This is a genomic window from Galbibacter sp. L-19 (assembly GCF_056857615.1).
This window is the reverse complement of the sequence record NZ_JBSXNL010000038.1, coordinates 24,691-39,661: the sequence shown is the minus strand read 5'-3', so window position 1 is coordinate 39,661 and position 14,971 is coordinate 24,691. Positions and strand designations below refer to the sequence as shown.

Genomic DNA, 14,971 nt, shown 5'->3' with positions numbered 1-14,971 from the left:
GGTATACTTGTCTGCTCTTTTATCGCTTCAATGGCTACTTTGGCCTTAAAGGATGCGCTGAATTTTCTTCTTGATGTTTTCATATTGACAGGGTTAAAATTACAACTTAATTTCCTGTCCTAAATTTGGGGAGTATTATACCAAACAGCAGTTAATGGCGTGTATAGTAAACTTCAAAGTGATGCTTATTATGGAAGAAGCATGTATGTAATTCCTGAACTAATGGCCGATAATTTATACTTAAGCTCTAGAAATACAGGAAGGTATCTTGACTTTGATAATTTTATAGTAAATGAAGAAAATACTTACGTAGAAGATACTTGGAATGCTATATATGAAGTAGTTGCAAATGCCACTAAAGTAATAGATGGAGGTGAAAAGCTAGAAGCAACAACTACTGAACAACAAAATGAAATTAATCAATTAATTGGAGAAGCATATGCCGTTAGAGCACTTGCTCATTTTGATTTAGCACGCTTATTTGCACAGCCGTATAACTTCACAGCAGCAGCCGACCATTTAGGAATCCCGCTTGTTAATACCTCAACAGATGAGAATATCTCTCCATCTAGAAACACAGTAAGTGAAGTCTATGCTCAAATAAACAGCGATTTAAATATGGCTATTTCTAATTTGACATCTACAAATAATGACGGGAGATTTACAAATTATGCAGCAAAAGCATTAGCTGCAAGGGTAGCTATCTATCAGGATAACTATAGTAACGCTATAAAGTACAGCTCTGAAGTTATTGAAAAAGGAGGTTATTCTTTAGTTTCAAATGAAAACTATAGTGATATCTGGGCAAGTGAATTTAATAGTGAGTCTATATTTGAAATCATAAATACCATTGCAGATAATGAAGGAACTAATAGTTTAGGACATTATTTTGACCCAAGTGGTTATGCTGATGCATTAGTAACACCAGATTTATACAACAGTTATGATGCCAACGACATTAGAAAAACAACTGTTACAGAAGGATCAAAGCAAGGAGCTGAAGACAATGCCCTATTTGTATTTAAATTTCCAGAAGGAACCCAATACACCGACAATATTAGGATTTTACGTCTTTCAGAACAATACCTTATTCGAGCAGAAGCTTATGCAAAAAATAATGAGTTTGATAAAGCACAAGCTGATCTAGAAACCATTATGAAACGAGCAAATCCAACTACAGAAGATGTAACTGAAACTGGACAAGCTTTAATCGATAAAATAATTGAAGAAAGAAGAAAAGAATTGGCCTTTGAAGGAAACCGATTATTCGACCTCAACAGAAATAAAATGGATGTAAGTATTATTCAAGGTGAAAATAGTATTGAAGCAACCTACCCTAACGACAAATTCATTCTTCCAATTCCATTGGATGAACTCAATGCTAATCCAAATATTAAACCTCAAAATCCAGGTTATTAATGTTCTCATTATCATATAAACCATATAATTTGGAGAAAAAGCATGTATTTAGAATTGCAGGCGGTGCTAGAACTAGCACCCCTGCAATTTTAATTCAGCTGAAGTTTGATAATTATACAGGTTATGGTGAAGCTTCTATGCCTCCACTGTATGGAGAAAGCTTTCAAACAGCCATAAATTTTTTGAAAAAAATTGATTTATCAACTTTTAAAAATCCTTTCAATACAGAAGATATTTTAAATTATATAGATGCTATATCTCCAAACAATCCTGCAATAAAAGCAGCTATTGATATAGCGCTGCACGACTTAATTGGTCAACTTTTAAAAATCCCTCTACACTCCTATTTTGGATTGAAAAATAAAGAACTCTATACCAGTAAAACAATTGGCATTGATACTGCTAAAATTATTGAAGAGCGAGTAATAGAAGCAAAAAAATTTAAATTTCTAAAAGTAAAACTGGGAGGAAAAAATGATAAAGAAATTGTTGACACCATTAAAAAAGCTACAAATCAGCCTCTTTTTATTGATGCCAACCAAGGGTGGAATTCTAAAGAAGAAGCTTTAGAAAAAACTTTTTGGTTAAAAGAGTTAGGTGCTGTTTTTATTGAACAACCGCTCCCAAAAACCTCTTATGATGACCTTACATGGCTTGCAGCACATTCTCCTCTCCCCATAATTGGCGATGAAGGAATCCAACGCTTCTCCGATGTAAAAAATGCTTCTAATTTCTATCATGGCATTAATATAAAATTGATGAAATCTACAGGGTTAAGAGAAGCATACAAAATGGCACAAACAGCAAAAATGATGAATCTAAAAGTAATGCTAGGCTGTATGTCGGAAACTTCATGTGCTATTGGAGCCGCGGCACAATTAGGCGCACTAGCAGATTGGGTTGATTTAGATGGCAATCTTGGTATAAAAAACGATCCTTTTACAGCTCATCAAGTTAACCAAGGGGTTATTCATGTTAATAAAAATCCTGGCATCGGACTTGCAAATGTCAACTGGAAAGAAATTTCTACCTATAAAATACCTAATCATAATTTGTAACCATACCCCTAATGCTAACAAGGATAATTCTTTTAGCAGTATGATATAATACATCAAGAAATGAAATACAATATAAAAAACATTTTCTTCTACCTATGTACTAGTTTTTTTATTCTTTTCTCTACAGCTTGCAAAAAGGAGATTAATAAAGTAGTGCAGACGGAAAATACTTTCAAAAATGATAGTCTCCTAAATTCCTTTTTTAATGACCTTACCAACAAAGGAATGTTTAATGGTGCTGTTGCTATAAAAAAAGACGGAAAACTTATTTTTAAAAAAGGATATGGTGTTGCTAATTTTCAATTAAAAACTCCTTTTACCCCTTCTACAGCTATGGAAGTTGCTTCGGTATCCAAACAATTTACTGCTGCTGCTATTCAAATATTAGCTCAACAAAACAAGTTAGATATAAATGAATATGCTTATAAATATCTAGGCAATAACTTTCCGTATCATCAAATTACAATACAACATTTACTAACGCATACTTCTGGTTTAAAAGATTATGAAGCATATTTTAAAAAAGAATGGGATACAACAACCATAGCTTATAACCAAGATATCCTTAATTATTTTACAGAAAGCAAGCCTCCTTTAGAGAGTACTCCTGGAGAAAAATACCACTACTCCAACTCTGGTTTTGTGCTTTTGGCGGTTATAGTAAAAAAAGTAAGCGGTAAAACACTTGATATTTTTTTAGAGGAATATCTTTTCCAACTTGCCCAAATGAATAACAGTAGTTTTTGGGAACGAGATAATATTTGGACAGCAAAAAATTATGCTCCTGGCTACATGTTAAACCCAAAAACTTGCTCTTTTGATAAACCTGAATTATTAAAAGGAAAAAAATATTACACCTTTTTAAGTGGCAGGTATGGCTCGGGAAGACTTTCAACATCTGTTAATGATTTATTGAAATGGGATAGCATTCTTCACACTCCCAATTTTTTAAATGAAAAAAGTAAAGCTTTAGCCTTCACTCCTCATCCTCCTAGCAAAGATCCTTCAGACTATGGTTATGGGTGGCATATTACAGATACAACAGCAAAAAACAAAACCATATATCATACAGGAAGTTGGGCAGGAAATAAATCGTACATCAAACGCTTTATAAATACCAAAAGTGTTATTATAATTTTAAACAACACTCATAGTCCTTATATGGTTCCTATTCGAGAAGAGGTGGACAAATATGTAACCGAAGGTAAAACATTAAATGTACCCTCATTAAAAGGTGATGATATATTAGAAAAAGAAATTTGCAATCTCTCCACAGAAAATATAAAATCTTGGTTTGAGAACAACAAGCATTTAATATGGGATAAAAATGATCTTTCTAAATTAAAAGAATTTTATATCATGAATAATGAAACTGAAAAAAGTGAAATTATCAAGTTACTTTTAAACCTTATCTAAAAAGGTTTTTCAAGCAAACACCTTTGAAGTAAAATCACTATAAATCAAATTATTACAACCAATTTTTTACTAGAAAATAGAGATACACAAATCTTCTACTGGTCTTTCATAAGAAAATTAGGGCAATTGTATAGGATACTTTTAGCAACAAACTAAAGTAGAAATTTTATAATGGGTTGGTGTTTTAATAGGGAATGACATAAGCTAATTTAATTTACACTTTAAAGTTGAAATTACACTATATAATATATTTAAAATCAACTTTATAGTGTTTTATATTTAAAATACATTTATATTTAGATTGAATTTGACGCGTAAAAATGGCAGATAAATCAATTGTAAAATCTTTCTTGCAAAAACTGAAGGATTATTAAAGTATGGGGCATTATCTTCTCCAATCGTCCTAAAAATAGTATTCAAAATCTTGCAGATATAAATATCACTGCTAAAATGCGTGAAGAAATAATTCTCAATCTAGAAATTGAGGATTACAGTAAAGGTCCTTTAGAGGAAGCTCAACAAGGAGGTACTGAAATGTGGATTTTTGGTAAAATAATTAAAGGGCAACAAATTTATATTAAGCTGACTATCTCTCAAATCACAGACCAAGCAATTTGCATTTCTTTCCATAAAGCTGAATTCTTTATGGAATTCCCGTTTAAGGATTAAACTAAAAACAAGTTAATTATGAAAAGTCCAATCACAGGTAAGAAAATGACCTTACAAATTAAAAAAAACACTTTAGAATTTCGAAAATAAAAATTCGAATATAATCACAAAAGTTATTATTGTGAGTACATTTAGAGGGTATAATGCTACCCAAATAATGGAGAAAAGCCATGAGGAAAAAGCTTGGCTAGAAAATGAAAAAAGCAAAAGCTTAATAGATTATAATTATGCATTTGAATTAATTCACATTTAATTGTTTCAAGTTGTTGCCAACGTGTTTATAAAAAAATAGTAATTATTTTATAAGGTGTACCTGATACACATGTTAGCCACTGGGTTTACTTTTTATTAATCCGCTTACAATATTAATCGGATATATTATTTGTCCGAAAACAGTAATCAAAGCGATTGAATAGATTGCAAAAGTCAGATTATCATTAAAATCAAATTCCTTTATCGATTCTCTGTAAAGCTGAGATAAAATCCAAATTATCAAAATTCCTCCAAAAGTCAGCATAATATGAGTGAAATTCAGCCATTTGGATAGTTTTCTATTTGCTTTCAGCATAGTCCAATATCCAAGCCCGATTATTCCAAAAAGGAATGAAAACAGGATTATTAAATCATTAGTTGCAATTATAAAATAAGTGTCGTAAATATTAAATCCGAAAGAGTCTGCTTTAGTCAAAATTCCGAACAAGATTATTATCGGAATAGATGTCCAAAAAATCAGATATGGTTTGTTAATCAGGAATTTCATTTTTCAACTTCAGTTATGGATTCATATTAGAGTTTGATTATTTAAATTTATTAATATTTTTTTTGGTCTGTTCAACTTATAGCTAATACCTCTACAAAAACACTTCTACATTTATCTTTCAATATCTAGCTAATTTTTCCAAAGAAAAATTAGTTTCCTTTACTCATTTCCAGTAACTCTTCTAGATAATGCCTATTGCTAGAGAGTCTAGGGATTTTGTGCTGTCCTCCTAACTTATCGTATTTCTTTAACCAATCATAAAAAAGATTTTTTCTTGCAATATGTATGGTTGGCATGTTAAGTGTAATATTATTATAACGCTTAGCTTCGTAATCAGAATTAAGAGTTTTAAGCGCATTGTCCATTACCCCAGCAAAAACATTAATATCTTCTGGTAATTTTCTAAATTCTATCAACCATTCATGCGCTCCTTTTTCTTTTCCTTGCATAAAAATAGGCCCTGCAGTATAATCTATTATTTCAGCCCCTGTTTCTTTACAGGCTCTTTGTAAGGCTTCCTCAGCATTCTCTATAATTAGCTCTTCTCCAAAAACATTAATATGGTGTTTTGTTCTCCCTGTTACTTTGATCCTGTAAGGAGACGTTGACGTAAAACGCACGGTATCTCCAATTAAATAGCGCCATAAACCCGCATTTGTGGTAATTACAATAGCGTAATTTTTATTTATTTCTGTTTCCCAAAGTGGAATTACTTTTTCATTTGGGGTTCCATAAACATCCATCGGGATAAATTCATAAAAAATACCATAGTCAAGCATCAATAATAATTCGTCCGAGTTATTACGGTCCTGAATAGCAAAAAAGCCTTCAGAAGCATTATAAATTTCGTAATACCTAAAATTCTTTCGTGGTAATATTTTTTGATATTGTTCTCTATATGGGTTAAAGCTTACTCCTCCATGAAAGTATACTTCTAAATTCTCCCATATTTCGAACAGATGATTTTTTCCTGTCTTTTCTAAAACTTCATTCAACAAAACAAGCATCCAAGATGGTACTCCGGCAAGACTTGTAACATCTTCCCTAACTGTTTCTTCTACAATAGCTGCCAACTTACTTTCCCACTCACTCATTAAAGACACCTTATTGCTAGGCGTACTACTCATTTCTGCCCAAAAAGGCATATTATCAATAATTATTGCTGAAAGGTCTCCAAAAAAAGTGTTATTATCTTGATACAGCTCCTTGCTCCCTCCAAGTCTTAAACTTTTTCCAGTAAAAAGCTTAGAGTCTTCATTGTTATTAAAATAAAGAGAAAGCATATCCTTCCCTGCTTTAAAATGACAATCTTCTAACGACTCTGTACTTACAGGAATAAACTTACTTTTAGCATTGGTAGTTCCACTACTTTTTGCAAACCATTTTATATTTGAAGGCCAAAAAATATTACTTTCTCCCTTGCGAGCTCTTTCAATCATTGGTTCAATATCTTCATAGCGAACAATTGGAACACGATCGGCAAAGGTAGCATACGACTCAATTTCGGAGAAAACATACTTCTTCCCCATTTCGGTATCTTTAGCTACAGACATTAATTGAATAAGCACCTCTGTTTGTACTTCTCCTGGATATTTTAAAAAAAGTTCCATCTGATGAAAACGCTTTTTTAAAAGCCATGAAGCAATCGAGTTGAATAATGGAATTGACATTTATTTAAATTATATTTGATAAAAATAGGAAAAAACTTTTATCATGTTCGAAGGTGTTCTCACTAAAATGCAAACTGAATACACAAAACCAATAAATTACTACTTAGTCTTTGAAAACAACTACCTAAATTTCAATCAGCTTCTCAATAAAAAGATTCAAATTAAGTTTATAAAATTCGAATGTCTTTCTTGTCATTTAGACAAACCTATATACCGACAAGGATTTTGCAAAAGTTGTTTTTTTGAAACTCCAAAAGCTGCCGATTGGATTTTAAAGCCCGAATTAAGTAAAGCACATTTGGATATTGAAGATAGAGATTTGGCTTACGAAAAAGAAGCCCAATTACAGCCGCATATTGTTTATTTAGCAAATTCTAGCAGTATAAAAGTTGGTGTTACTAGAAAGAGTCAAATTCCAACTAGATGGATAGACCAAGGAGCACATGAAGCTATTGAAATAGCAGAACTTCCTAATAGATATTTAGCGGGAATTATGGAAGTTGCCTTAAAAGACCACGTTTCTGACAAAACAAATTGGCGCAAAATGCTCCAAAATGATATTACAGACGAAAATTTAGCTGCCTATAGAGACCAGTTAAAACAATACATCCCTGAGGAAGCGTTGCCTTATTTTATTAATCAAAATGAAGAAACAACCATTGAATTTCCAGTGGAAGCATACCCTGTAAAACCAAAAAGTCTCAATTTATCTAAAACTCCCGAATACACTGGGGTTTTAAAAGGAATAAAAGGTCAGTATTTAATCTTTGAAGACCAAACTGTTTTTAATATCAGAGCAAATGAAGGCTTAGTAGTGAATATAAATAGTATGCCTTCTTAAAAATAAGAGTAAAAAGAAAAAAGTTAGAGGTTAATCCTCTAACTTTCTTTGATATTCTTGCTTGTACATAGCTTTTGCAACTTCTTCTCTTCTTTGTTGTGAAGGTTTTGTGAAGTGTTGGTTGCTACGTAGCTTCTTTAATTGTTGTGTTTTTCTATACTTTTGTTTGTATCTTTTTAAGGCTCTATCAATGTTCTCACCTTCTTTAATCGGAATTATAAGCATAGTGCGTATATTATTTATAGTTAATAAAAACTACTTCAGAGCAAATCTACAAAGTAGCTAAACGAAAATCATTTTAATTACAAGAGCGCAAAAGCGCCAGATAAACCCCAGTAAATGGAATTAAAAAAAACCACCCTCAAAATAAGGATGGTTTTATTTTTATAAATGCTTAGTCAACGATTTCTACGTTTACTGCATTCATTCCTTTTCTACCTCTTTCGGTTTCAAATCTTACTTTGTCGTTTTCATTGATGTTATCAATTAAACCACTTTCGTGTACAAAGATATCTTCATTACTACCATCTTCAGTGATAAATCCAAATCCTTTGGTTCTGTTAAAGAACTTTACTGTCCCTTCTTTCATTGTATAATAATTTTAAATTTTTATAAGTCGATACAATAAAATCATGTAGGCTGTGCACATCAATTATAAAAATTGACAAGAACACAATTACAAGAAATTATGTATCTGTGGCAAAAAGTCTAAAAAAAAGTGGGATAATAAATTCTCGGAAGGATAAAAAATACCAAATTTTGTATGTGCTTCATTGCTATTGAGTGCAAAGAAACGTCTTTATTTCGGATTAATCTATTTATTTCTAGTTTATTTCTATATTTTTATTGATTATCAGTATTTTACAACTCTGCTCAATCTTACTTAGCTCCTTTTTCCAAAGAAAAACATTATTAACTTCAAAAAAAATAAATAGTTACATTATTAATTCTAATCTAAATCAACACCAATTATCAGCCTAAAATTGTACTTTTGAGAGAAGTGCTTTAATAGCGTACTTATTCTTAAAATTACACATGAAAACAGAAGAATTATTTAATGCCATCCGATCTGAAGATTTAAACAAAGTAGAAGAACTGCTTACCAAAAATTCTGAATTGGTAAACCAGAGAGATCAACGTGGTTCTACTCCTTTATTATTGGCAACTTATTATGGAAACAATGAGGTGGCAAGAACCATTTTAAAGTTCAATCCAGAAATAGATGCAAAAGATGCTTCAGGAAATACCGCTTTAATGGGCGTTTGTTTTAAAGGATATATTACCATTGCAGAATTACTCCTTGCTCATAATGCAAGTGTAAATTTATCAAATGGTAACGGGAGTACTGCATTAATTTTTGCTGCTACTTTTGGGAGACCAGAAATTATTAAGCTGTTACTTAAAAATGATGCTGACAAAGCCATTAAAGATGCAAATGGACTAACAGCGTTAGACCATGCAAAAATGCAAAAACATAATGAAATTATAGCTATCTTAAACTAGAGGTCTTCTGCCAAAAGTCCTAACTTAACGTTATTTAGTAATTTTATTTTTTTTCCTTCGGTCTCAATCAATTCCTTTTTTGAAAAATCGGAAATCATTCTAATCATAGATTCTGTAGCTGTTCCTACAATGTTGGCAAATTCTTCTCTGGAAAGGGATATTTTTAAAAAGCCTTCTTTATCAACTCCAAATTCTTCATATAAGCTTAGCAATGAAGAAGCAAACCTAGATTTAACCGGTTTTTGTGCCATTTGCACTATATGCTCATTTGCCAATTTTAAATCATAGCAGATGTCATTTATTATATTCGCAGAAAAATTAGCATTGTTTTTAAATACAGAAAGTATTTCCGATTTCGGAATAAAACAAACATCCATTGTTTCTATAGCTGTTGCCGATAATCCAACGGCATCATCACTAACAATGCTTCGTTGCCCTAATAAATCTCCTTTTTTGATGAATTTTACAATATGACTCTTTCCATTAGAAGCCAATTTTGTAAGCTTACAAATCCCAGACTTAATACAATAAACTCCATTTAAATGATCTCCTTCTTCAAAAAGAAAAGAGCCTTTTTCTATTTGTTGAGAAGTTTTACATTCAGAAATACTTATTAATTCTGATTTGTCTAAGCTTTTTAAGGAACTAAATTTTCGCACTATACATTGTTCACATTTACTCATCTCTGTAGCGCTTTGCATTATTCATTAAATCATTTTACAATGACAAATATCATACTTTTTATTTATATATTTATAGAGATTTGACCTTTTAAAACTAAGAAATTGAGCAATTCATGTTTTCATTGTGGTCTAGATTGTGAGCAAGACTCCTTATTTTTTGATGATAAGATTTTTTGCTGTAATGGTTGTAAAACTGTTTATCAAATATTTTCAGATAACAACCTAACGTCTTATTACGATTTAGATAAAAATCCAGGGATTACTCCAAAAGAAATTCGTGGAAAATATGATATCTTAGAAAATCAAAAAATCGTTGAAAGTCTTCTTGAATTTAATGATGATAACCTCCAAATTGTAAATCTTTACATCCCAACAATTCATTGCAGCTCTTGTATATGGGTTTTGGAAAATCTCCATAAAATAAATTCAAATGTAAAAGATGCTCAGGTTAATTTCCCAAAAAAAACTATTCGAGTAACATATAAAACCGAAAGTTATAACCTCAAAAGTCTTGTGCTTTTATTGGCTACTATTGGTTATGAACCTAAAATAAATCTAGAAAATAAGAATACAGAAAACACTTCTATTAACAGAAGTCTAATATACAAACTCGGAATTGCTGGTTTTGCCTTCGGAAACATCATGTTTTTATCGTTTCCTGAATATTTTGAAGTAAATGAATATTGGCTTGACCATTACAAACCTTTCTTTAGGTGGATTATGTTTGCCTTTTCACTGCCCGTAGTTTTCTATGCTTCTTCCGATTATTTTATCTCGGCATATAAAGGCATAAAATCTAAAATATTAAATATAGACATCCCTATTGCCTTAGGAATTGCTGTTCTTTTTATAAGAAGTACCTACGAAATTATAAGCGGTACTGGCCAAGGCTTTTTCGACAGTCTGTCTGGGCTTGTATTCTTCCTGCTAATTGGAAAATTTTTTCAGCAGAAAACATACAACTTTTTGTCTTTTGAAAGAAGCTATAAAAGCTACTTCCCCATAGGAGTTACAGTGATTAAAAATAACAATCAAGAAGAAAACATTCAAGTTCAAGACGTAAAAAAAGGGAACCGAATTTTAATTAGAAGTGAAGAAATTATCCCTGTTGACTGTATTCTTATAAAAGGAGAGGCAAGAATTGATTATAGCTTTGTTACTGGCGAGTCGGATATTGTTACTAAAACTTCGGGAGATAAAATATTTGCTGGTGGGAAACAAACAAGAAATAGTATCGAGGTAGAAGCTTTAAAAACTGTTTCTCAAAGTTATTTAACGCAACTTTGGAGTAACGATGCCTTTAAGAAAGAAAATACAACTAATTTTAAAAGTATTACCAACCAAATAAGTAAATATTTTACCATTGCAATTTTAATCATAGCATTTTCATCTCTCTTTTATTGGTTATGGAAAGATGCTTCTCAAGCAATGTATGTTTTTACAGCTATTTTAATTATAGCCTGCCCATGTGCCTTAGCACTCTCTGCACCTTTTACATTAGGGAATTTATTACGGATTTTTGGCAAAAAAGGCTTTTATTTAAAAGATGGGTTTGTAATTGAAAAATTAGCAAAAATAGATACCATAATTTTTGACAAAACTGGAACTATTACAGCTTCCAATAAAAACACAATTACCTACGAGGGCGAAGTCCTGAATGCAGATGAAGAGATTTTATTAAAAAACACCCTCCGAGGCTCCAACCATCCATTAAGCAGACAGCTTTATCAACTTTTAAAAGCAAACAATATTATTTCTTTAGATGAATTTAAAGAAACTACAGGAAAAGGACTGGAAGCCCGTGTAAACAATCAAAATATCAAAGTAGGCTCTGCAAGTTTTGTTAATAAAAATGCTGCAAAAGAAGCGCTAAAAACGAGTGTTCATATTAGTACAAATAATAAATATAAAGGAAGGTATGTTTTTTATAACCAATACAGAAAAGGCATCTCTAAACTATTTAATAAACTCAATAAAAAATATGAACTCGTAATTTTATCTGGAGATAATGCAAGTGAAAAAGAAAATTTATGTAAATTACTTCCTATAAATACAAAGTTGCTTTTTAACCAGCAACCTTATGATAAATTGATTTACATAAAGCATCATCAAGAAGAAGGTGCTAAAATAGTAATGATTGGCGACGGTCTCAATGACGCTGGTGCTCTAAAGCAAAGCGATGTTGGGATAGCTATTTCAGAAAATGTAAATATATTCTCCCCTGCCTGCGACGCAATATTAGACGCTAGAAATATTACTGAATTAAACAAGTATTTAAACACTTGCAAAAAAGGCATTAACATTATCAAAGCAAGTTTTATACTGTCTTTTATCTATAATATTATAGGGTTATTATTTGCTGTTACCGGGCATTTATCTCCCGTTATTGCAGCAATCTTAATGCCGCTAAGCTCTATTAGTATTGTTGTTTTTACAACGTTGTGTACAAATTTTGTAAGTAGAAAATTAATTTGATAAGGCAACATGATAATTGTCATTCTTTTTGATAATAGTTGCCCATAATTTTGCAATACAATATACAATCATGAGTGTTATATATATACTATTATCAATAAGTATTTTAATTGCCTTAATCTTTTTTATTGCCTTTATAAGCGCTGTAAAATCTGGGCAATATGACGATAGTTACACTCCCTCTGTACGTATGTTATTTGAAGATGAAATAAAAAAAGATTCTTGTAAAACTGAAACTTGTAAAACCAAAAATAAACAACAATCATAAACTATGGAAATGGAACAATTTTACTACGACAACAAAATTGTAAAGAAGTTTCTTTATGCTACTATGTTCTGGGGATTAGTTGGAATGCTAGTAGGTCTACTGCTCGCATTTTTATTTATATTCCCACACCTAACCGACGGTGTCTCGTGGTTAAGCTTTGGTAGATTAAGACCTTTACACACAAATGCAGTTATTTTCGCTTTTGTAGGAAATGCAATTTTTGCTGGAGTTTATTACTCATTACAAAGACTTTTAAAAGCTAGAATGTATAGCGACTTTTTAAGTGGTTTAAATTTCTGGGGATGGCAACTTATTATTGTTGCCGCAGCAATTTCGCTTCCTTTAGGATATACTTCTTCTAAAGAATATGCAGAATTAGAATGGCCAATAGATATTGCTATTGCAGTAATATGGGTTGCCTTTGGAATTAATATGATTGGTACTATTCTTAAAAGAAGACAACGCCATTTATATGTTGCTATTTGGTTTTATTTAGGAACTTTTGTAACCGTTGCAGTATTACATATATTCAATAATATCGAACTTCCAGTTAGCGCCATGAAAAGCTATTCTGTATATGCAGGGGTGCAAGATGCTTTAGTACAATGGTGGTACGGACATAATGCAGTAGCGTTTTTCCTTACAACTCCATTTTTAGGACTTATGTATTACTTTGTTCCAAAAGCTGCCAACAGACCTATTTATTCATATAGACTATCAATTGTACATTTTTGGTCGCTAATATTTATTTATATATGGGCTGGACCTCATCATTTATTATATACTGCCTTACCAGAATGGGCTCAAAATCTAGGGGTTGCATTTTCGGTAATGTTATTAATGCCTTCTTGGGGAGGTATGATAAACGGACTCTTAACTTTACGAGGAGCTTGGGATAAAGTTCGTGTGGATCCTGTTTTAAAATTCTTTGTGGTAGCTATTACAGGTTACGGAATGGCAACATTTGAAGGTCCTTTGCTTTCTTTAAAATCTGTAAATGCTATTGGGCATTTTACCGATTGGATTATTGCACACGTACACGTAGGGGCATTAGCATGGAATGGTTTCTTAACATTTGGAATGATTTATTACCTAGTTCCAAAAATGTTCAAAACAAAGTTATATTCATTAAAATTAGCCAACTTCCACTTCTGGATTGGAACGTTAGGAATTATACTTTATGCACTTCCAATGTATGTAGCTGGATTTACACAAGCTTCCATGTGGAATCAATTTAATCCAGACGGAACGTTGCTCTACGGAAATTTCTTAGAAACAGTACAGCAAATCATTCCAATGTACGCTATGAGAGCCGCAGGAGGAACCATGTATTTAATTGGTGCTGCCATAGGGGTTTACAATGCCGTAAAAACTATTAAGCTAGGGGTAGATGTTAAGGATGAATTAGCGGAAGCTGCTCCTTTAACAAGAGTTTCTAAAAAGAGACTTTCAGGAGAAAATTTCCACAGTTGGTTAGAAAGAAAACCCGTACAATTAACAATTCTAGCAACTATAGCTATTCTAATTGGAGGAATCGTTCAAATTGTGCCCACATTATTGGTTAAATCTAATATCCCAACCATCTCAAGTGTTACGCCTTACACCCCATTAGAATTAGAAGGAAGGGATATCTATATTAGAGAAGGATGCGTTTCTTGTCATTCACAAATGATTCGTCCTTTTAGAAGTGAAGTAGAGCGCTACGGAGAATATTCCAAAGCAGGGGAATATGTTTACGATCATCCATTTTTATGGGGAAGTAAACGTACTGGACCAGATTTACATCGTATTGGAGGAAAATATAACGACAACTGGCACTTTAACCATATGTACGATCCACAGAGTACATCCGCAGGAAGTATTATGCCTTCTTACCGTTGGTTAATTATGGACGAACTCGACCGATCTGACATAGAAGCTAAAATGAAAGCTATGGTAAAACTTGGAGTTCCATATACGGAAGAAGAAATAGCTAATGCGCAACAAGACATGGACAAACAAGCGCATACTATAGAACAAAACTTATATCAAGATCCTGATTTTAAAGAAACTTATGAAGAAGATAAGCGTGCAGCTGAACTTAATAATGAAGATTTTGTAGAAATGAAGAATCGTGAAATTGTAGCGTTAATTGCTTATTTACAACGATTAGGAACTGATATAAAAATAGATTTCAATCAAGAAGAATCAACTAGTAAAACCAAATAGT

The 14,971-nt window shown here is 31.9% G+C and carries 15 protein-coding genes; 10 read left to right on the top strand and 5 right to left on the bottom strand.

Annotated elements, in window-relative coordinates; all coding sequences use genetic code 11:
- Positions 1-159: 159 nt before the first annotated feature.
- From AC13CQ_RS04225 to AC13CQ_RS04205, 5 genes are all read left to right on the top strand, one after another.
- Complete coding sequence (locus AC13CQ_RS04225; protein WP_482882711.1) at positions 160-1,419, top strand: RagB/SusD family nutrient uptake outer membrane protein; 1,260 nt, start codon at positions 160-162, stop codon at positions 1,417-1,419.
- Between the two features lie 29 nt (positions 1,420-1,448).
- Complete coding sequence (locus AC13CQ_RS04220) at positions 1,449-2,477, top strand: dipeptide epimerase (RefSeq protein ID WP_456865158.1); 1,029 nt, start codon at positions 1,449-1,451, stop codon at positions 2,475-2,477.
- Between the two features lie 60 nt (positions 2,478-2,537).
- On the top strand, positions 2,538-3,893 hold the full coding sequence (locus AC13CQ_RS04215; protein ID WP_456865154.1) for a serine hydrolase domain-containing protein: 1,356 nt from the start codon (positions 2,538-2,540) through the stop codon (positions 3,891-3,893).
- A gap of 450 nt (positions 3,894-4,343) precedes the next feature.
- Positions 4,344-4,562 carry a hypothetical protein gene (locus AC13CQ_RS04210; protein WP_335588136.1) on the top strand — a complete coding sequence of 73 codons (219 nt, stop codon included), beginning with the start codon at positions 4,344-4,346 and terminating at the stop codon, positions 4,560-4,562.
- Between the two features lie 121 nt (positions 4,563-4,683).
- The gene (locus tag AC13CQ_RS04205; RefSeq protein ID WP_337901644.1) at positions 4,684-4,815 is read left to right on the top strand and encodes a hypothetical protein; all 132 of its coding nucleotides are present in this window, start codon (positions 4,684-4,686) and stop codon (positions 4,813-4,815) included.
- 72 nt (positions 4,816-4,887) lie between these two features.
- On the opposite strand, the gene AC13CQ_RS04200 is transcribed toward AC13CQ_RS04205, so the two are convergent.
- Together AC13CQ_RS04200 and AC13CQ_RS04195 are read right to left on the bottom strand one after the other, a co-directional pair.
- Entirely contained in the window at positions 4,888-5,322 is a 435-nt protein-coding gene (locus AC13CQ_RS04200; RefSeq protein WP_482882710.1) for a hypothetical protein, read from the bottom strand.
- A 149-nt stretch (positions 5,323-5,471) separates the two neighbouring features.
- The gene (locus tag AC13CQ_RS04195) at positions 5,472-6,992 is read right to left on the bottom strand and encodes a GH3 auxin-responsive promoter family protein (protein ID WP_335588134.1); all 1,521 of its coding nucleotides are present in this window, start codon (positions 6,990-6,992) and stop codon (positions 5,472-5,474) included.
- A gap of 40 nt (positions 6,993-7,032) precedes the next feature.
- On the opposite strand from AC13CQ_RS04195, the gene AC13CQ_RS04190 reads away from it, so the two are divergent.
- Entirely contained in the window at positions 7,033-7,833 is an 801-nt protein-coding gene (locus tag AC13CQ_RS04190) for a DUF2797 domain-containing protein (RefSeq protein WP_335588155.1), read from the top strand.
- A 30-nt stretch (positions 7,834-7,863) separates the two neighbouring features.
- Here AC13CQ_RS04190 and rpsU read toward each other — a convergent pair whose 3' ends face one another.
- The gene (gene rpsU / locus AC13CQ_RS04185; protein ID WP_008612104.1) at positions 7,864-8,058 is read right to left on the bottom strand and encodes a 30S ribosomal protein S21; all 195 of its coding nucleotides are present in this window, start codon (positions 8,056-8,058) and stop codon (positions 7,864-7,866) included.
- Between the two features lie 169 nt (positions 8,059-8,227).
- On the bottom strand, positions 8,228-8,422 hold the full coding sequence (locus tag AC13CQ_RS04180; protein ID WP_008612103.1) for a cold-shock protein: 195 nt from the start codon (positions 8,420-8,422) through the stop codon (positions 8,228-8,230).
- A gap of 446 nt (positions 8,423-8,868) precedes the next feature.
- Between AC13CQ_RS04180 and AC13CQ_RS04175 the strand changes: the two genes are divergently transcribed.
- Positions 8,869-9,336, top strand: coding sequence for an ankyrin repeat domain-containing protein (locus AC13CQ_RS04175; RefSeq protein ID WP_335588133.1), 468 nt, complete (start codon positions 8,869-8,871; stop codon positions 9,334-9,336).
- On the opposite strand, the gene AC13CQ_RS04170 is transcribed toward AC13CQ_RS04175, so the two are convergent.
- Positions 9,333-10,037 (bottom strand): Crp/Fnr family transcriptional regulator, encoded by a 705-nt coding sequence (locus tag AC13CQ_RS04170; RefSeq protein ID WP_335588132.1) that lies wholly within the window; start codon positions 10,035-10,037, stop codon positions 9,333-9,335. The genes AC13CQ_RS04175 and AC13CQ_RS04170 overlap by 4 nt on opposite strands.
- Before the next feature lie 84 nt (positions 10,038-10,121).
- Here AC13CQ_RS04170 and AC13CQ_RS04165 point away from each other — a divergent pair, with 84 nt between their 5' ends.
- The 3 genes from AC13CQ_RS04165 (at position 10,122) to ccoN (ending at position 14,970) form a co-directional block, all read left to right on the top strand.
- On the top strand, positions 10,122-12,494 hold the full coding sequence (locus AC13CQ_RS04165) for a heavy metal translocating P-type ATPase (protein WP_456868241.1): 2,373 nt from the start codon (positions 10,122-10,124) through the stop codon (positions 12,492-12,494).
- 70 nt (positions 12,495-12,564) lie between these two features.
- Complete coding sequence (gene ccoS, locus AC13CQ_RS04160) at positions 12,565-12,762, top strand: cbb3-type cytochrome oxidase assembly protein CcoS (RefSeq protein ID WP_040879581.1); 198 nt, start codon at positions 12,565-12,567, stop codon at positions 12,760-12,762.
- A 3-nt stretch (positions 12,763-12,765) separates the two neighbouring features.
- Positions 12,766-14,970 (top strand): cytochrome-c oxidase, cbb3-type subunit I, encoded by a 2,205-nt coding sequence (gene ccoN, locus AC13CQ_RS04155; RefSeq protein ID WP_335587759.1) that lies wholly within the window; start codon positions 12,766-12,768, stop codon positions 14,968-14,970.
- The last annotated feature ends 1 nt before the right edge of the window (position 14,971 follow it).

Excerpts from the sequence above, each read along its gene's own strand:
- ccoS (WP_040879581.1), top strand. The coding sequence starts at position 12,565 with ATGAGTGTTATATATATACTATTATCAATAAGTATTTTAATTGCCTTA.
- AC13CQ_RS04180 (WP_008612103.1), bottom strand. The coding sequence starts at position 8,422 with ATGAAAGAAGGGACAGTAAAGTTCTTTAACAGAACCAAAGGATTTGGA.
- rpsU (WP_008612104.1), bottom strand. The coding sequence starts at position 8,058 with ATGCTTATAATTCCGATTAAAGAAGGTGAGAACATTGATAGAGCCTTA.
- AC13CQ_RS04175 (WP_335588133.1), top strand. The coding sequence starts at position 8,869 with ATGAAAACAGAAGAATTATTTAATGCCATCCGATCTGAAGATTTAAAC.
- ccoN (WP_335587759.1), top strand. The coding sequence starts at position 12,766 with ATGGAAATGGAACAATTTTACTACGACAACAAAATTGTAAAGAAGTTT.
- AC13CQ_RS04210 (WP_335588136.1), top strand. The coding sequence starts at position 4,344 with ATGCGTGAAGAAATAATTCTCAATCTAGAAATTGAGGATTACAGTAAA.
- AC13CQ_RS04200 (WP_482882710.1), bottom strand. The coding sequence starts at position 5,322 with ATGAAATTCCTGATTAACAAACCATATCTGATTTTTTGGACATCTATT.
- AC13CQ_RS04215 (WP_456865154.1), top strand. The coding sequence starts at position 2,538 with ATGAAATACAATATAAAAAACATTTTCTTCTACCTATGTACTAGTTTT.
- AC13CQ_RS04170 (WP_335588132.1), bottom strand. The coding sequence starts at position 10,037 with ATGCAAAGCGCTACAGAGATGAGTAAATGTGAACAATGTATAGTGCGA.
- AC13CQ_RS04195 (WP_335588134.1), bottom strand. The coding sequence starts at position 6,992 with ATGTCAATTCCATTATTCAACTCGATTGCTTCATGGCTTTTAAAAAAG.